The 16,105-nt window shown below is 64.9% G+C and carries 16 protein-coding genes; 10 read left to right on the forward strand and 6 right to left on the reverse strand.

Features of this window, described 5'->3' with window-relative positions; translation table 11 throughout:
* Window positions 1-113: 113 nt before the first annotated feature.
* Entirely contained in the window at window positions 114-773 is a 660-nt protein-coding gene (locus tag IVA81_RS01390) for a DedA family protein (protein WP_247311114.1), read from the forward strand.
* A gap of 151 nt (window positions 774-924) precedes the next feature.
* Here IVA81_RS01390 and IVA81_RS01395 read toward each other — a convergent pair whose 3' ends face one another.
* Window positions 925-2,142 carry a citrate synthase family protein gene (locus IVA81_RS01395; protein WP_247311116.1) on the reverse strand — a complete coding sequence of 406 codons (1,218 nt, stop codon included), beginning with the start codon at window positions 2,140-2,142 and terminating at the stop codon, window positions 925-927.
* A gap of 77 nt (window positions 2,143-2,219) precedes the next feature.
* Between IVA81_RS01395 and IVA81_RS01400 the strand changes: the two genes are divergently transcribed.
* Both IVA81_RS01400 and IVA81_RS01405 read left to right on the forward strand, forming a co-directional pair.
* On the forward strand, window positions 2,220-3,314 hold the full coding sequence (locus IVA81_RS01400) for a citrate synthase/methylcitrate synthase (RefSeq protein ID WP_247311119.1): 1,095 nt from the start codon (window positions 2,220-2,222) through the stop codon (window positions 3,312-3,314).
* Between the two features lie 319 nt (window positions 3,315-3,633).
* Entirely contained in the window at window positions 3,634-4,671 is a 1,038-nt protein-coding gene (locus tag IVA81_RS01405) for a sensor histidine kinase (RefSeq protein ID WP_247311122.1), read from the forward strand.
* Window positions 4,672-4,673: 2 nt separating this feature from the next.
* Here IVA81_RS01405 and IVA81_RS01410 read toward each other — a convergent pair whose 3' ends face one another.
* Window positions 4,674-5,306, reverse strand: a complete 633-nt coding sequence (locus IVA81_RS01410) for a DnaJ domain-containing protein (protein WP_247311125.1) — start codon at window positions 5,304-5,306, stop codon at window positions 4,674-4,676.
* Window positions 5,307-5,413: 107 nt separating this feature from the next.
* Between IVA81_RS01410 and IVA81_RS01415 the strand changes: the two genes are divergently transcribed.
* On the forward strand, window positions 5,414-5,683 hold the full coding sequence (locus tag IVA81_RS01415; protein WP_247311128.1) for a BolA family protein: 270 nt from the start codon (window positions 5,414-5,416) through the stop codon (window positions 5,681-5,683).
* Between the two features lie 145 nt (window positions 5,684-5,828).
* On the opposite strand, the gene IVA81_RS01420 is transcribed toward IVA81_RS01415, so the two are convergent.
* The 3 genes from IVA81_RS01420 to IVA81_RS01430 form a co-directional block, all read right to left on the reverse strand.
* Entirely contained in the window at window positions 5,829-7,181 is a 1,353-nt protein-coding gene (locus tag IVA81_RS01420) for a hemolysin family protein (RefSeq protein WP_247311131.1), read from the reverse strand.
* A 67-nt stretch (window positions 7,182-7,248) separates the two neighbouring features.
* Window positions 7,249-8,391 carry a 3-dehydroquinate synthase gene (gene aroB, locus IVA81_RS01425; RefSeq protein WP_247311134.1) on the reverse strand — a complete coding sequence of 381 codons (1,143 nt, stop codon included), beginning with the start codon at window positions 8,389-8,391 and terminating at the stop codon, window positions 7,249-7,251.
* Window positions 8,388-9,011 carry a shikimate kinase gene (locus IVA81_RS01430; protein ID WP_247311138.1) on the reverse strand — a complete coding sequence of 208 codons (624 nt, stop codon included), beginning with the start codon at window positions 9,009-9,011 and terminating at the stop codon, window positions 8,388-8,390. The genes aroB and IVA81_RS01430 overlap by 4 nt, the downstream gene beginning before the upstream one ends.
* Window positions 9,012-9,196: 185 nt before the next feature.
* Here IVA81_RS01430 and IVA81_RS01435 point away from each other — a divergent pair, with 185 nt between their 5' ends.
* Window positions 9,197-9,343 carry a hypothetical protein gene (locus IVA81_RS01435; protein ID WP_063198124.1) on the forward strand — a complete coding sequence of 49 codons (147 nt, stop codon included), beginning with the start codon at window positions 9,197-9,199 and terminating at the stop codon, window positions 9,341-9,343.
* A gap of 16 nt (window positions 9,344-9,359) precedes the next feature.
* Here the strand turns inward: IVA81_RS01435 and IVA81_RS01440 are convergent, their stop codons facing one another.
* Window positions 9,360-9,956, reverse strand: a complete 597-nt coding sequence (locus IVA81_RS01440; protein WP_247311139.1) for a TetR/AcrR family transcriptional regulator — start codon at window positions 9,954-9,956, stop codon at window positions 9,360-9,362.
* Window positions 9,957-10,045: 89 nt separating this feature from the next.
* Between IVA81_RS01440 and IVA81_RS01445 the strand changes: the two genes are divergently transcribed.
* From IVA81_RS01445 to IVA81_RS01465, 5 genes are all read left to right on the forward strand, one after another.
* Window positions 10,046-11,095 (forward strand): aldehyde reductase, encoded by a 1,050-nt coding sequence (locus tag IVA81_RS01445; protein ID WP_247311142.1) that lies wholly within the window; start codon window positions 10,046-10,048, stop codon window positions 11,093-11,095.
* 36 nt (window positions 11,096-11,131) lie between these two features.
* Window positions 11,132-11,539, forward strand: a complete 408-nt coding sequence (locus tag IVA81_RS01450) for a nuclear transport factor 2 family protein (protein WP_247311146.1) — start codon at window positions 11,132-11,134, stop codon at window positions 11,537-11,539.
* 83 nt (window positions 11,540-11,622) lie between these two features.
* The gene (gene xerD, locus IVA81_RS01455; RefSeq protein WP_247311149.1) at window positions 11,623-12,603 is read left to right on the forward strand and encodes a site-specific tyrosine recombinase XerD; all 981 of its coding nucleotides are present in this window, start codon (window positions 11,623-11,625) and stop codon (window positions 12,601-12,603) included.
* A gap of 276 nt (window positions 12,604-12,879) precedes the next feature.
* Entirely contained in the window at window positions 12,880-13,842 is a 963-nt protein-coding gene (locus IVA81_RS01460; RefSeq protein ID WP_247311152.1) for an acetyl-CoA carboxylase carboxyltransferase subunit alpha, read from the forward strand.
* 505 nt (window positions 13,843-14,347) lie between these two features.
* Complete coding sequence (locus tag IVA81_RS01465) at window positions 14,348-15,850, forward strand: murein L,D-transpeptidase family protein (protein ID WP_247311155.1); 1,503 nt, start codon at window positions 14,348-14,350, stop codon at window positions 15,848-15,850.
* The last annotated feature ends 255 nt before the right edge of the window (window positions 15,851-16,105 follow it).

Here is a 16,105-nt window from a genome sequence, read left to right on the forward strand (position 1 = left end):
CGCTCGAATTTCGAGCGGGACGGCCGGCCTGCCTACACAAATGGCACTTTTACCGCCGCTCCTTACTTATGTAGGGTCTGAACCTGAAAGCCCCAACCCGCCGCAGAGACGACGTGACGTCCTTCCTCGATCCCCTCATTTCGTTCGTCTCGGCCCATGCGTGGCTGGCCTACCTGACCCTGTTCCTGGCGGCGCTGCTCGAAGCCGTTCCGGTGGTGGGATCGGTGATCCCGGGCTCCACCATCATCCTGGCGCTGAGCGCCCTGGTCCCGGGCGGCGAGCTGGCGCTGCCATGGGTGCTGCTCGCCGCTGCGCTTGGCGCCGTGCTCGGAGACGGCTCGGCCTATTGGATCGGGCACCGGCAGCAGCGCGAGATCCTCACCACCTGGCCGCTGACCAACTATCCGCGCGTGGTCGAGCAGAGCGAGAATTTCTTCCACCGCTTCGGCACCTGGGCCGTATTCTTCGCCCGCTTCGTACCGCCGATCCGCGCCTTCGTGCCTGTTACCGCCGGCGCGCTCGGCATGGCGCCCGCAAGGTTCTACGCGGTGAACATCCCGGCGATCCTGGTTTGGGCGCCGGCCCATGTGCTGCCCGGCGTGCTGGCCGTGTCGGCACTGCACGAATATGCCGGGCTGCATCATCACGGGCATGTCGGCAAGCACATCTGGATTTTGACGGTTGTTGGCGTGACGATCGTGCTGGCCGTGGGGGTCTGGATCTATCGCCGACGGAATGGCGGCGGTGTCGCGACGGCGAAGCCGCGGGCCTGATTAGCTCTGTTGCCTGATGCGATGGAGGTGCGCTCCCTCCCCCGCTTGCGGGGGAGGGTTGGGGAGAGGGTGCATCCACAATCGAGGACCCCTAAGAAGAGAGAGCCCTCACCCGGCGCTCCGCGCCGACCTCTCCCGCAAGCGGGAGAGGTTAAGAACCAGCCCCCGCCCTCCGCCCCGGCGCCGGTCCGACATACCTCGCCCGCGGCCTGATCAGCTTGCCGAACTGCAATTGCTCGCTCGCATGCGCGATCCAGCCGACGCTGCGGGCCATCGCGAACAGAGCGAGCTCGCTGCCAGCGGGCAGGCGCAGCGCGTGCACGAGCACGGCGAGCGCATAGTCGATGTTGACGAATTCGCCGGTCGCTTCCGCGATGCGCTCCGGTACCTCGCGGGTGAATTTGCGCGGCGCGCCGGCGCGCGAGAGTGCATTGAGCAACGATTGCGCGCGGGGATCGCCGCGCTTGTAGACGCCATGGCCGAAGCCGGCAAAACGCTCGCCAAGCGCGACACGCTCGCGCACCATCGGGGCGACGTCGCGATCGATCAGCGTCTTGACGAGCTGCGAGGCCAGCACGCCGGCGCCGCCATGCTGCGGCCCTTTCAACGCGGCGAGACCCGCGATCACGGCATCATAGAGGTTGAGGCCGGTCGAGGCCGCGCAGCGTGCGGTGAAGGTCGAAGCGTTCAGCTCGTGATCGGCGAGCAGAACGAGGGCGCGGCGGATCAGATCGGGCGCGTGCTTGTTGTCCGCCGCCCAGGCCTGCGCGATTTCCTCATGCAGCGGCGCAGCCGAGGGCTCGGCATTGAGCATGGTCGCCACCAGCAGACGAACGATGCGCGCGCCGACCAGCGCGCGGCCATCGGGCGCGCGGGTGAAGGCGCGGGGATCGGCACTCGCGGCCAGCGCCAGCACGGCTATGGCGCGGTCGATCGGCGCCGCCCGGCGTGCGGCTTGCCCGATCGCGCGCATCTCCTCGGATACCTCAGGTTGATTGTCCTGATCGAACGGATCGACCCCGGAGACGTCCCACAGCAATGTCGCCGCGTGCTCCAGCGTGCCGCTCTCGGAAAGATCGACGCAGTTGACGCCGCGATAGATCGCGCCCTCCTCGGTGATGGTCGAGATCTCCGTGTCCATGACTGGCAGATCGGCGTCGAAGCTGCGTAAGCCCCGCGGCTCCGGGGACGGCACGCGGCGCTCCTTGAGCGCACGGACATCCTCGGCACGGTAACGGTTCTTCCGCGAGTCCGGCGTCGGCTCGGAGCGGATCAGGCCGCGGCTGACATAGGCGTAGAGCGTGGCCGGCGAGATCGCGAGCTCGGCCGCGGCCTCCTGGGCAGACAGATAGAGCGCCGTATTTTTCATATTGATTGATGTAATCAAGATTGATCAATGTGTCGATAGGCCTGACCTTGTGTCTTCCGTGAACAGGAGATTGGGCCATGAACATCCACCTCACCAAAAGCCAGATCGGGCTGGACGGCGTTCCCGCGGCCGAGACCGTGCTGAGCCATGTCGACGGCGAGCGCGGCGAGTTGATCATTGCCGGGGAGCATGTCGGCCGGCTGGCGAGCCAGTCGAGCTTCGAGGGCGTCACCGCCCGGCTCTGGAACGGCGCCGGCAAGACCGGCTTGAGCGAAGCCAACGTGCGGGCCAGCCTGGGCGCGGCGCGCGAGCGCGCCTTCGCGCGCCTGCCGGACCTGCTGCCGGCGACGCGCGGCATGGGCATCGTCGACGGGTTTCGCGCGGCGGTCGCGGGGCTTCGCGCGGAGAACGGGCTGGAGCATGAGGCGACGATCGTCGGCGCGTTTCCGGTGATCGCAGGCGCGCTGGTCCGACGCGCCAAGGGGCTGGAGCCGGTCGCGCCCGATCCGAATGCGAGCCATGCCGCCGACACGCTGCAGATGTTGCGTGGCGCCGCGCCGGAGCCGCGCGAGGTCGCGGCCCTCGATGCCTATTTCGTCACGGTCTGCGATCACGGCATGAACGCCTCGACCTTCACCACGCGCGTGGTGGCCTCGACGCAAGCCGATCTGTTTGCCGCCGTCACCGCCGGCTATTGCGCACTGACCGGCCCGCTGCATGGCGGCGCGCCGGAGCCGGTGCTGGAGATGTTAGATGCGATCGGCTCGAGCGATCGGATCAAGCCATGGGTGGACGCGGCACTGGCTCGCGGCGAGCGGCTGATGGGCTTTGGCCATCGCGTCTATCGCGTGCGCGACCCGCGCGCCGACGTGCTCAAGAGCGCGATCGAGCGGCTGTCGGCAGACGGCGCCGACCTGCCCTTTGCCGGCGAGGTCGAAGCCTATATCCGCAGCGCGCTGCGCAAGAAGAATCCGGACCGGCCGCTGGAGACCAATGTCGAGTTCTTCACGGCGATCCTGCTCGACGCGCTGGCGATCCCGCGCCAGGCGTTCACGCCGGTCTTCGCGATGGCTCGCGCCGCGGGATGGACCGCGCATGCGCGCGAGCAGCAGCGGACCGGAAGATTGATCCGCCCGAGTTCGTCCTATGTGGGGGCGATGCCGGAGGCGTGATGAAGTAATAGGAGTGGAGCGGTTACTGTGCCCTCTCCCCTTGCGGGAGAGGGCATCAGCAAGAATCGTAGGGTGGGCAAAGGCGCGCTTGCGCTGTGCCCACCACCGATCCGAAACGGCAACAGAAGTGGTGGGCACGCTTCCGCCTTCGCTCTTCGAGCTACGGCGGACAAGTCGCTTTGCCCATCCTGCGACACAGTCGTTGCAGGCGAAGTCCTGAACTATCTTTGCGTTAAGGAGGATCTGCACGTCCCCGATTAGCCCATGGAACGTATTTGCCTGCAGCGAATTGCATGATCTGGCCCCGTTGAGGAACGCAATGCTGGACTTGCTTGGACAATCTGACGAGGCCAGGATCGGGGAGATCGCCAGGCAGGCAGCGAGCAGGGGCACTGCCGGCGCGGATTCCGAGAGGCGATTCCAGGATTTGCTCCAGGCGCTGCCGGCCGCGATCTACACGACCGACGCAGAGGGCCGCATCACCTTCTTCAATCAAGCCTGCATCGATTTTGCCGGACGCACGCCAAAGATTGGCGAGATGTGGTGCGTGACATGGAAGCTCTATCTGCCCGACGGCACGCCGCTCGCCCACGATGAGTGCCCCATGGCCGTCGCGCTGAAGCAGAACCGGCCGATCCGCGATGTCGAGGCTGTGGCCGAACGGCCGGACGGCTCCCGGATCTGCTTCATGCCCTATCCGACGCCGCTGCGCGACGAACGCGGTCGACTGGTTGGCGCGGTGAACATGCTGGTCGACATCACGGCCCGCAAACAGGCCGAGCAGCGAATGATGCTCCTCGCCTACGAGGTCGATCATCGTTCCAACAATCTGCTCGCGGTGACCCAGGCGATGCTGCGGCTGACGAAGGCCGAGACCGCTGCGGAATTCCAAGCCGCGTTTCAAGGCCGACTCAGCGCGCTTGCCAACGTGCAAAGGTTGTTCTCGGCGTCGCGCTGGACCGGTGCCAGTCTGAAGACGATCGTCGAAGAGGAACTCCGGCCATACGCAAGCGGAGACGGCGAACGCATCCGCATCGCGGGTGACGATATCCGTCTGCCGGCCACGCTCGCCCAATCGATCGCGGTCGCCGTGCACGAGCTGGCGACCAACGCTGCCAAATACGGGGCGCTGTCGACCCCGTCCGGCAGGCTGAATATTCACTGGGAGACCACTGAGGCAGAGCCTCTCGTGCTGCGATGGTCGGAGCACGGCGGTCCTCGGGTCAACGAGCCGCCGACGCGCAAGGGCTTCGGGGTTGGCGCCGTCGACGGCATCATCCGGACTTTGCGGGGACGCGTTAGCCGGCAGTGGAGGCCGGAAGGACTGATTTGCGAACTGTCCTTCCCGGAGGCGTAGCCTTACGCCTCCCGTACCACCGTCTTCAGATAATTATACGCCTTGATGATCTCGATCAGGCGGTCTTCGGTGGAGCGGTCGCCGCCATTGGCGTCGGGGTGGTGCTGCTTCACCAGCGCCTTGTACTTGCTCTTGACGTCGGCGAGCGTGGCACTGGGGCCAAGGCCCATGACCTGGAGCGCCTTGCGCTCGGCGTTCATCACCTTGCGCGTCTCGGCCTTGGGCTCCGCTTCGGGGCCCTTCCGCCAGCTGGCGCGACCGTTGATCTCGCTGAACATGCTGAACGGATCGGACGCCATATCGATCTCGGCTTCCGCGCCCTTCTTGCCGCCATTGGCGCCCATCTTCCAGGTCGGGCGGTGGCCGGTCAGCGCATCCTTCTGGTAGCGCGCGACCGCGTCGGCGTTCATGCCGGAGAAGAAATTGTAGTTCTGGTTGTACTCGCGCACGTGATCCAGGCAGAAGTGCCAGTACTCGCGCTGGTTATCGCGGCCCTTGGGCGCACGATGCGCGCCCTTGTTCTGACACCCGGCCCACTCGCAAGCGACCACGGTATCGCGCGGCTTCACTTCCGGCTGCTTGCCGCGCGGCTTGACGCGGATGGAGTCGAAGAACTTTGATGAATCGATCGGCATGGCTGACTTTGACTACGCAATGCAAAAACCTTCAAGTCTTGACATTGCAATTAGCGGCAAACCCCGGCAATTGACGGAGTGAGTACGCGCACCTTAATGGCACACACATGGCTATGAGAGACACTATCAGCAACAAGTTGCAGGAAGCTTTCACGCCCGAAAGTCTGCAAGTCGTCGACGAGTCACATCTGCATGAGGGCCACGCCGGCCATCGACCCGGCGGCGAGACGCACTTCCGTGTGTATATCGTGTCTGCCGCCTTCAAAGGGAAGAGCCGCGTCGACCGCCATCGCATGATAAATTCGGCGCTGGCCGCGGAACTTGCCGGCGGCGTGCACGCGCTGGCGATCCAGGCGCAGGCGCCGGGGGAAGGGTAGAACTCTTCCTGCAGGTAACCACAATCGGTCGTCATGCCCGGGCTCGTCCCGGGCATCCACGTTCTTTGCGCGCGAGGAAGACGTGGATGGCCGGGTCAAGCCCGGCCATGACGATGTGGAAGCTTCGGGGCCTAAGCCGACTGCGTCAAAACGACGTCCCAGCCCGCCTCGGCTTGGCCTCTTCCAGCTCCGCATCGCGCGGCACCGGTGAAATACGGAGCGCGGTGATGCGGTTGCGCTCGCGGCGCAGGACACGGAAGCGGAAGCCGTGGAAGGTGAAGCTCTGGCCGCGGTCGGGGATCGAGCGCGCCTCGTGGATGACGAGGCCGGCGACCGTCGTTGCTTCCTCATCGGGCAGATGCCAATCCATGGCGCGGTTGAGGTCGCGGATCGGCACCGAGCCGTCGACCACGACCGAGCCGTCCGGCTGGGTGCGTACGCCTGCGACCACGACGTCGTGCTCGTCGGAGATGTCGCCGACGATCTCTTCCAGAATGTCTTCCAGCGTCACCAGGCCTTCAACTTCGCCGTACTCGTCGACGACAAGCGCGAAATGGGTCTTGCGGCGACGGAACGCCTTGAGCTGCTGGGATATCGGCCGCATTTCCGGCACGAACCAGGGTGGCAGCATGATGGTGGTGACGTCGATGCGCGAGGTATCGCCCTCCGACGCGCGGATCGCCCGCAGCAGATCCTTGGCGTGCAGAATGCCGATGATGTTCTCCGACTTGTCGCGCCACAGCGGAATGCGCGTGTATTCGGTGGCCAGCACCTCCCGCACCAGCTCCTCGGGCGGCAGATCCGCATTGATCATCACCATGGCGGTGCGGTGAACCATCACGTCGGACACCGTCAGCTCGCCGAGGCGGAAGACATTGTGAATATACTCGGCCTCGCCGCTCTCGATCTTGCCGTGCACGGCCGATTCCTCGACCAGGCCTTCGATCTCGGAATCCGTCAGGATTTCGTGCTGCGAAAACTCCTGGACCCCGATCAGACGCAAGATCGCGCTCGAGGCGGTGTTGAGACACCAGCTCAGCGGATAGAACACCAGGTAGGAAACGTGAAGCGGATACGCAATCCATTGCGACACGGGCATCGGCTCCCGGATCGCAAGCGTCTTCGGCACCTGTTCGCCGATGATGATGTGCAGCGAGGAGAAAACCAAAAAGCCCGCCACGAACGAGGTGAAGTGCAGCGTGGCCTCCGACAATCCGAGCGGACGGAGGACCGGGCTCAGCAGCGCAGACACGGTGGGCTCACCGATCCAGCCGAGGCCAAGGGAGGCCATGGTGATGCCGAGCTGGCAGCAGGCAAGATAGGATTCGATATTCCCCATCATGGTCTGCAGCAGGCGTGCGCCGAAGCGGTTCTGCTCGACCATGGCCTTGACGCGGAAGCCGCGGCTCTTCACCAGCGCGAATTCCGCCGCCACGTAAAACGCGTTGGCAGCGAGCAATAGGGCGGCAAGCAGCAGATTGATCGAGATCGAACTCATGTTTGCCTCGTGACCGCCTCGGCATTCCGCACCGCTTCCCGGGCGGCCGATCCGGACGGTCCTGCCATTACTGCGACAACTTCGCCTGCAGGAAATCGCGCACCGGGGCCGGCTCGACATCCTTCGCGATCACAGCGCGCCCGACGGCTTCCAGCAGGATGAAGGTGAGCTTGCCGCGCTTGACCTTCTTGTCCTGCGCCATCAGAGCCATCAGCGCGTCGGCATCGGCAAGCCCTTCCTGCGCAAAACCCGCGATGTCCTGCAAGCGTGTCGGCAGGCCGGCTTCGATCACATGCCGCTCGACGCGTGCGGCACCGTCCTCGCCGATCATGCCGAGCTTTGCCGAGAACTGCGCCGCCAGCGTCATGCCGATCGCGACGCCCTCACCATGGAACAGACGGTCGGAGAAGCCGGTCGCAGCTTCCAGCGCGTGACCGAAAGTGTGGCCGAGATTGAGCAGCGCGCGCTCGCCGGTCTCGCGTTCGTCGCGCGAGACGACGCCGGCCTTGGCGCGGCAGGAGGTCGCGATCGCGTGCTCGCGCGCCGAGCCGCCCTTGAAGATGTCGGAATGGTTCTTTTCCAGCCAGGTGAAGAAGGCCTCGTCGCCGAGCACGCCGTATTTGGCGACCTCGGCATAGCCGGCGCGGAACTGCCGCGGCGACAGCGTGTCGAGCACGGCGGTGTCGGCGATGACCAGCAACGGCTGGTGGAAGGCGCCGAGCAGGTTCTTGCCCTGCGGCGAGTTGATGCCGGTCTTGCCGCCGACGCTGGAATCGACCTGCGCCAGCAGCGAGGTCGGCACCTGCACGAAATCGACGCCGCGGCGCAGGATCGCGGCGGCAAAGCCGGCGAGATCCCCGACCACGCCGCCGCCGAGCGCGATGACGAGATCGTTGCGCTCGATTTTCGCGGCGATCAGGGCTTCGCTGACCTTTTCCAGGCCGGCATAGGTCTTGGAGATCTCGCCTTCCTCGACGACGATGCGCGAGGTCGGGATGCCGCTCGCGGCGAGCGAGGCCTCGGCGGGCTCGAGCCAGTGCTTTGCAACGTTGCGATCCGTCACGATCGCGGTGCGCACGCCGGGACGCAAGGCCGCGATGCGTTCGCCGAGCGAAGCCAGCACGCCGCGGCCGATGACGATGTCATAGGCGCGATTCTCCAGCGCAACCTCGACATTGACGGGATCGGAATGTTTCAACGGCGCAGTCATCGTGTGGCACTCGCAACGTCGGCAGATGGTTGAGCGGACTGTTCGCCGCAAAGATGTGCGCGCAGCGCCTCGATGCACTCCTCGACTATCCTGTCGTGCGGCACGTCGCGCGAGGCGATGGTGAGGTCGGCATGGCTGTAGACCGGCTCGCGCTCGGTAAGGAGACGCGTCACGGTTCCTTCGGGATCGGCGGTCTGGAGCAGCGGACGATCGGCGCGGCGGCGCACGCGGCGCATGATGACGTCATGGTCCGCCCTGAGCCAGATCGACACCGCCTTTGTCGCGATGCGCGCGCGCGTCTCCTCGCGCATGAAGGCACCGCCGCCGGTCGCCAGCACCACCGGCCCGCCGTCGAGCAGCCGCGCGATCACCCGCGCCTCGCCGTCACGGAAATACGATTCGCCATGGCGCTCGAAGATCTCCGGGATGGTCATCTGGGCCGACGTCTCGATCTCGGTGTCGGCATCGACGAACGGGAGCTTGAGCCTGAGAGCCATGCGACGGCCGATGGTGGACTTGCCCACCCCCATCATACCGACGAGCACGATCGACCGCGCGCCCAACGCCGACAGGATGTCGGCATCGGACGAAACTGGTATCGGCAACGCGGCGTCGGACATTGTCTCGCTCGAATGGATCTCGCTCGATCTGCCGCCAAAGGCGGCATGCTTTGGCCACCTATACGACCCCGCAGGGGGCCTCGCCAGTGGACTCTTGCCACGAAACGGCGAACATGTTGGATGATTTCATTGGTTAATTTGCCCGCCGGCCCCCTATACAAGACCCCTCTAGAGACCCCAGAACGATGCCCAGCCTGTTCCGCTTCCTGACGGCCGTCGCCGTGATCGCCGGCATCGTCTATGGCGTGGTCTTCGCGCTGGCGAACTTCGTCAATCCGAAGCCGCGGGAAATGACGGTGACGATCCCGCCGGATAAATTCCTCAAGAAATAGCCGTTGGCTGAGAGCGTCAGCCGGCCGGCAGATTTCGGGTCAGGGCCTGACGCAGCAGGCGCAAGAACAGCCGCGTTTCTTCAAGAAGATTCTGACCTGCGGTCTGTGCCTCCTTGATGCCTTCCATCGCCGCGACGATGATTCCGGCAAGGTCCGTCGGCGTGGCCTTCACACTCTCCAGGGTGATCGCACCGGTTGCCTGCGCATCTGCGAGCGCGCGCGCAAGCAGCGCCACCAACCGAGCGCGGGTGGCCAGCGTGATGTCCTGGGCCAACGCCATGTTGGTATCGAACAACTCCGCCGCATCTGCGCTGCCAGCGAAAGGCATGACCAGATCGCGCTGGAACGCCGCAATCGCGAGCTCGATCCGGTCGAAAACGTCGCCGTGACCAGCGAGGGCGGCCTCGACGTCTCGCATCGTCTTGGCGTGCGCGCGCTCTGATCCCGCCCGAAACAACTCCTCCTTGCTGCCAAAGCTCAAGTAGAGCGCCGCACGCGAGATGCCCGCCGCGCGCGCGATGTCGGCCATCGACGTCTTGCGAAAGCCATGCCGGACGAACACCGGCAATGCCGCGTCGAGAATAGCTCCGGGTTTGTGATCGTTGTCTTTCATTGAGACATGTTGACAGTCTTTGTCCAATACGTCAAAGACAATTTAGACAATACAAGTCCAATTGTCTAAATGATGAGGCTTGAAGTTACATGCATTCCCAAGTTGGCGCCCCGGCCGCCACGGTTCTCGTGACGGGTATCGGCGGATTTCTCGGCGGACATATTGCCAGGCAGTTGCTGGCGAGCGGCTATCGCGTGCGCGGCACCGTCCGCGACCTGGCCGCCTGTGACCGCATCCGGAGCCAGCTTGGCGCGCCAGCGCTCGCCGCGGCTGATGCTCTCAATTTCGTTCGCGCTGATCTCTGCTCCGACGGCGGATGGGACGCGGCGCTGAAGGACTGTCGCTATGTCATTCATACTGCCTCGCCGTTTCCGGCAGGGCTACCGAACGATGCGAATGAATTGATCAGGACCGCCAAAGACGGCGCGCTGCGGGTCCTGCGCGCGGCCCACGAGGCGGATGTGGCACGCCTCGTCCTGACATCCTCGATCGCCGCCACCAATCACGGCGATGGCCAAGCCCCCTTCACCGAAAGCAACTGGACTGATCCAACCAGCGCGCGGGCGACGCCGTACTACAGGTCGAAGACGCTGGCCGAGCAGGCCGCCTGGAGCTTTGCCAGTAAGAGCGGACTCGATCTGGCCGTCATCAACCCCGCCATGATCTTCGGCCCGCTGCTCGGCCCGCAATACGGCACGTCCGTCGGGCTGATCCAGCAAATGATGAGCGGCAAGTTGAAGCGTGTGCCGCGCTTCGGCTTTGCGGTCGTCGACGTGCGCGATGCGGCTGACGCGCACATCCGGGCAATGACCTGTCCGGAGGCCTCCAGAGAGCGCTTTATCGTTGCTGGAGGTTTCTTCTGGCTGCGGGAATTGGCCGCCGTGCTGGCGAAATCTTTCCCAGCCTACGCGGCTCATCTGCCTTGCGGCGACGTGCCGAACTGGATGGTGCGGGCAATGGCGCCGTTCAGCGGGCGTTCGCGCATGATCGTCCACGAGCTCGATCGCGACCTCAGCGTCAGTGCCGCCAAGGCGCGTCGCGTGCTGAACTGGAGCCCGCGTCCCGACGAGGACTGCATCCGCGCCAGCGCACAGAGCCTGATCGATCATCGCCTGATCGCCGTGCCGCAGGCCGGCTGACCCTTGCTTACTCTTGCAGAACCGGAGAACCAATCAATGACTGTACATGCGACCGAGACGGACTCACCGCAAGCCGAGCACATCCGCACCACCGAGCGGGCTCGGCTTCGCGCCCTTGTCGCCGGCGACATGGATGCGGCGGGACCGCTTCACGCGCCGGAGTTCCAGCTGATCACGCCGATCGGCATGCCGCTGTCCAAGGCCGAATATCTGGGCGCGATCCAGAGCGGGCAGATCAAATATCTCATGTGGGAACCCGGAGCGATCGCCGTTCGTCAGCACAACGACCACGCCGTGATCCGATATCGCGCGAGGCTCGAGATCGTCTTTGGTGGGCACCGGGTTGCCCCCTCGGACTATTGGCACACCGATACTTACGAACGCCACGACGGGCGGTGGATGGTGGTCTGGTCGCAGGCCACGGCGATCAGCCACATGTCCTAAGGCTTCGATGAGACTTCGGCTCCGTGCCGACCGCTCGATATTGCTGGTGAGTTTCTCAAGAAATAGGAGCTAGCCTCCTGGACATGCGCACCAAGCCCTCCGATAGCAAGCTCACCGGCCTGTTCCTCGACATGCTCGCGGCGGAACAAGGCGCCGGGCCCAATACGCTCGACGCCTATCGCCGCGACCTCACTGATTTCTCCGAGTTTCTAGGCCGCGTCGGCCACAGTTTCGTGGACGCGGAGACGCAAACACTGCGCGACTATCTTGCCGATCTCGACAGCCGCGGCTTCAAATCCACCAGCGTCGCCCGCCGGCTGTCGGCAATGCGGCATCTCTATCGCTTTCTCCTCAACGAACGCATCCGCAGCGAGGATCCCGCCGCGATCCTGTCCGGCCCCAAGCGCGGCCGCGGCCTGCCGAAGGTGCTGTCGATCGCCGATGTCGACCGCATGCTCCGCCGCGCCAAGGAATTGAGCGAGGCGGAGGATGCCTCGCCCGCAAAGCGGCTGCGGAGCTTGCGGCTCTACTGCCTGCTTGAGGTGCTCTACGCCACGGGCCTGCGCGTCTCCGAGCTGGTGGCGCTGCCGCGCTCGGCGGCCAAGCGCGACGCCCGCATGATCGTGGTGCGCGGCAAGGGCAACAAGGAGCGCCTGGTGCCGCTTAACGAGGCCTCGCGGCAGGCGATGGCGGATTATCTCGCGGCGACGGAGGCTGCCAAGACGGACAACAAGGGCGACAACAAGGGCGACAAGAAGAACGGCCTCGCCGCCTCGAAATGGCTATTCCCCTCGTTCGGCGAGAGCGGACATCTGACGCGCCAGCATTTTGCCCGCGACTTGAAGGAGCTCGCGGTCGCCTCGGGCCTGCAGGCCCGGCTGGTCTCCCCGCACGTGCTGCGCCACGCCTTTGCCAGCCACCTCCTGCACAATGGTGCCGACTTACGCATCGTGCAGACCCTGCTCGGCCACACCGATATTTCCACGACGCAGATCTACACCCACGTGGTCGAGGAACGGCTGAAGAGCCTGGTGCGCGACCTGCATCCGCTGGCGGAGAAGTAAACAGGTCTCATGCCCCGGACGCGGCGCAGCGTTCCCGGCGATGCGAAGCAGCGCTAAAGAAGCGCTGCAGCGCGTCCGGGACACGAGCCGTCCAACCGGAACGACGATCAAACCGCCTTGACTTCGGCCACATCTCCGCAGAAAGAGCCGGGGCCTTTCGCATGATTTGGCGGGCTGGCTCGCAGCACACAGGCCAACCCATTGAAGAAACTACACTTCTCTTTGCACATCTAAATCCGCTTCGCCGCCTCGCCCCGTCCTCCCTATATTGAGTTGATGCAAGACCAGATGCGCAGCTATCTCGACTTCGAAAAGCCCGTCGCCGAGCTCGACTCCAAGGTCGACGAGCTCAGGACGCTCGCGGCCTCCGGCACCGACATCTCGGATGAGATCGGGCGGATCGAGGACAAGGCGGCGCAGGCGCTGGCCGACCTCTATCAGAACCTGACGCCGTGGCAGAAGACGCTGGTCGCGCGGCATCCGCAGCGGCCGCATTTCAACGACTTCATCAAGGGCCTGATCACCGAATTCACCCCGCTCGCCGGCGACCGCAAGTTCGGCGAGGACGAGGCGCTGGTCGCCGGCTTCGGCCGCTTCCGCGGCGAGCCGATCTGCGTGATGGGCCAGGAAAAGGGCGATTCCACCGAGAGCCGGATCCGGCACAATTTCGGCATGGCGCGGCCCGAAGGCTATCGCAAATGCGTGCGGCTGATGGAGATGGCCGAGCGGTTCGGCCTGCCGGTGCTGTCGCTCGCCGATTCCGCCGGCGCCTATCCCGGCATCGGCGCCGAGGAGCGGGGCCAGGCCGAGGCGATCGCGCGCTCGACCGACGCGTGCCTGGCGCTGACTGTGCCGAACGTCGCGATCATCACCGGCGAGGGCATGTCGGGTGGCGCCATCGCCATCACCACCGCCAACAAGGTCTTGATGCTGGAGCACGCGATCTACAGCGTAATCTCGCCGGAAGCGGCGTCATCGATCCTCTGGCGCGACGGCACCAAGGCGCAGGAAGCCGCCAACAACATGAAGATCACGGCTCAGGACATGCTCCGCTTCGGCGTGATTGACAGCATCCTGAAGGAGCCGGTCGGCGGCGCTCACCGCGACCCCGCCGCCATGATCGCCACCACCGGCGATGCCATCGCCAAGGCCTTTGACGAGATGCGCGGCCTGGATGGGGATGCCATCCGCAAGCAGCGGCGGCAGAAATTCCTCGATATCGGCCGGAAACTGGGCTGATTCGCCTCGATTCCGGTGCCGTAGGGTGGGCAAAGGCGCGCTCTTGCGCGACGTGCCCACGAATTCTCACCGATCACACGCAGATCGTGGGCACGGCGCGATGCGCCTTTGCCCACCCTACGAGACCTTCGAGCAACCCCCGGTAACCCCGCGTTAACCCTTTTTTTGCCCAAATCAGCGATCTGAGTCTGGGTTGGGCCGAAAAGCCCAAGTAAAGCCCAAAGTCGCGTCCATTTAGTCTTCGTTGACCATGCCGATGGGCCAACGGGCTCGTGATCCCCGCTCGGGTTGCGACCAGATGACCCAGAGGTTAGAATTTTAATCAATGGCTTCAGGGCACAAGCGCTGGGGCGTGAGCTGAAAAAAGCCCGTCACGACGGGTCCGGTTCTCCGGTCGGATCATGCTCCATAAGAATTGGGGTTCGCGCTCTCTGCCCGGCACGGTGTGGGGTCCATCTTGATTTCTCGTTCGCTTGCTCGCGCGCTTTTGGCTTCGGTTGCGCTGATGACGGCTGGCGTTCTGCTGGCCGGCTGCGACACCGACCAGGTCTCGCTCGCGACCAACGCCAAGGCCAACCAGCCGGTGCCACCAAAGCTTCTCGCCGCGATGGTCGAGAAGGACATGGATCTGCAATCGCCGATCCTGGTCCGCCTGTTCAAGCAGGAGGCCGAGCTCGAGGTCTGGAAGCAGGCCCGCAACGGTCAGTTCGCGCTGCTCAAGACCTATCCGATCTGCCGCTGGTCGGGCGACCTCGGCCCAAAGGTGCGCGAAGGCGACCGCCAGGCGCCGGAAGGTTTCTACTCGATCAATCCGGGCCAGATGAATCCGCAATCGGCCTATTACCTCTCCTTCAACACCGGCTATCCGAACGCGTTCGACAAGGCTTTGGGCCGCACCGGCTCACAGCTGATGGTGCATGGCGACTGCTCCTCGCGCGGCTGCTACGCGATGACGGACGAGCAGATCGCGGAGATCTATTCGCTCGGGCGCGAATCCTTCTTCGGCGGCCAGAAGGCGTTCCAGCTGCAGGCCTACCCGTTCAAGATGACGCCGGTGAACATGGCCAAGCACCGGAACAATCCGAACATGCCGTTCTGGAAGATGATCAAGGAAGGCTATGATCATTTCGAGGTGACGCGGCAGGAGCCGAAGGTCGATTTCTGCGAGAAGAAGTACGTCTTCGACGCGACCCGCGCGCCCGATGCGAAGCGCGATCCGGTGTTCGACGCCGCGGCAAAGTGCCCGGCCTATGTGATCCCCGAGGACGTCGTCGCCGCCGTGCGGGGGAAGCAAGCCAAGGACGAGGCCGAATACGCCAAGCTCGTCGCCAAGGGCACGCCGGTGGCGCGCATGAACACCGGCATCGACGGCGGCATGAACAAGATCTTCGCCGCGAAGATTCCGGAAGGCTCGACCGGTCTGTCCGAGGGCGCCGAAGGCACCACGCTGCAAATGTTGGCAATGGCGAAGGCGCCGGGCACGATTCCCGGCCACGTCAATCCGCCCAAGCCGAATCTCGACGCGGTGGCGTCCGCGCCCGCGCCCCAGGAAGAGCCGGTGGTCGCCGTCAGCGCGCCCGCAGCCAACACCCGCGTCGCCACGGCAGCTCCGGCAGAGAAATCCGGCTTCTTCTCGAATCTCGGCCGCAAGATGGGCATGGGCTCATCCGACACCACGGCCACCACCCCGCCGCCGCAGGCCACCGCATCCGTGGCGCCGGCCCAGACCGCCCCGACGCCGCCCACCGCAGCGTCGCGGCTCAAGGCCGCCGTGACGAGATTCGTGCCGGGACATGACAAGTCCAAGGATGCTGCGAAGGATGCGCCGAAGCCGGCTGTGGCCGCCAAGCCCGCCGAGCCGGCGAAGCCCGACACCCGCCTCGCCGCCACGCGCCCGGCGCTGAAGCCGTCGGTCTCGGACGGCGCGGGCGAAGCCACGCAGATCATGGGAGCCGCGCCGGTGGTGCAGTCGAACTCGTTCGACAGCCGCTTCGGGGCGGTGAAGTAGGCACGGCTGTCTTCCGGTCTACTTGATTGACAATCTCTCACCGTCACCCTGAGGCGCTCGCGCAGCGAGCCTCGAAGGGCGACGGCCCGCCTAGCAGCTCGGCCGTTCATCCTTCGAGGCTCACCTTGCGATGCTTTCGCATCGCAAGCCTCGCACCTCAGAGGCTGTGAATCTATGTGATTTGGCGCGTTTCCGTTTGCCGAACGGTGAGCCGAATGATTCTCTGCTTTCAAAGGTCGATGGAGGCAGGGATGT

It is taken from the genome of Bradyrhizobium sp. 141 (assembly GCF_023074055.1).
Taxonomy (GTDB): domain Bacteria; phylum Pseudomonadota; class Alphaproteobacteria; order Rhizobiales; family Xanthobacteraceae; genus Bradyrhizobium.

Bases quoted from the DNA above. Each gene is read 5' to 3' on its own strand.
- IVA81_RS01395 (WP_247311116.1), bottom strand. From the start codon at position 2,142: ATGAAAAATACGGCGCTCTATCTGTCTGCCCAGGAGGCCGCGGCCGAG.
- IVA81_RS01400 (WP_247311119.1), top strand. From the start codon at position 2,220: ATGAACATCCACCTCACCAAAAGCCAGATCGGGCTGGACGGCGTTCCC.
- IVA81_RS01405 (WP_247311122.1), top strand. From the start codon at position 3,634: ATGCTGGACTTGCTTGGACAATCTGACGAGGCCAGGATCGGGGAGATC.
- IVA81_RS01410 (WP_247311125.1), bottom strand. From the start codon at position 5,306: ATGCCGATCGATTCATCAAAGTTCTTCGACTCCATCCGCGTCAAGCCG.
- IVA81_RS01415 (WP_247311128.1), top strand. From the start codon at position 5,414: ATGGCTATGAGAGACACTATCAGCAACAAGTTGCAGGAAGCTTTCACG.
- IVA81_RS01420 (WP_247311131.1), bottom strand. From the start codon at position 7,181: ATGAGTTCGATCTCGATCAATCTGCTGCTTGCCGCCCTATTGCTCGCT.
- aroB (WP_247311134.1), bottom strand. From the start codon at position 8,391: ATGACTGCGCCGTTGAAACATTCCGATCCCGTCAATGTCGAGGTTGCG.
- IVA81_RS01430 (WP_247311138.1), bottom strand. From the start codon at position 9,011: ATGTCCGACGCCGCGTTGCCGATACCAGTTTCGTCCGATGCCGACATC.
- IVA81_RS01435 (WP_063198124.1), top strand. From the start codon at position 9,197: ATGCCCAGCCTGTTCCGCTTCCTGACGGCCGTCGCCGTGATCGCCGGC.
- IVA81_RS01440 (WP_247311139.1), bottom strand. From the start codon at position 9,956: ATGAAAGACAACGATCACAAACCCGGAGCTATTCTCGACGCGGCATTG.
- IVA81_RS01445 (WP_247311142.1), top strand. From the start codon at position 10,046: ATGCATTCCCAAGTTGGCGCCCCGGCCGCCACGGTTCTCGTGACGGGT.
- IVA81_RS01450 (WP_247311146.1), top strand. From the start codon at position 11,132: ATGACTGTACATGCGACCGAGACGGACTCACCGCAAGCCGAGCACATC.
- xerD (WP_247311149.1), top strand. From the start codon at position 11,623: ATGCGCACCAAGCCCTCCGATAGCAAGCTCACCGGCCTGTTCCTCGAC.
- IVA81_RS01460 (WP_247311152.1), top strand. From the start codon at position 12,880: ATGCAAGACCAGATGCGCAGCTATCTCGACTTCGAAAAGCCCGTCGCC.
- IVA81_RS01465 (WP_247311155.1), top strand. From the start codon at position 14,348: ATGACGGCTGGCGTTCTGCTGGCCGGCTGCGACACCGACCAGGTCTCG.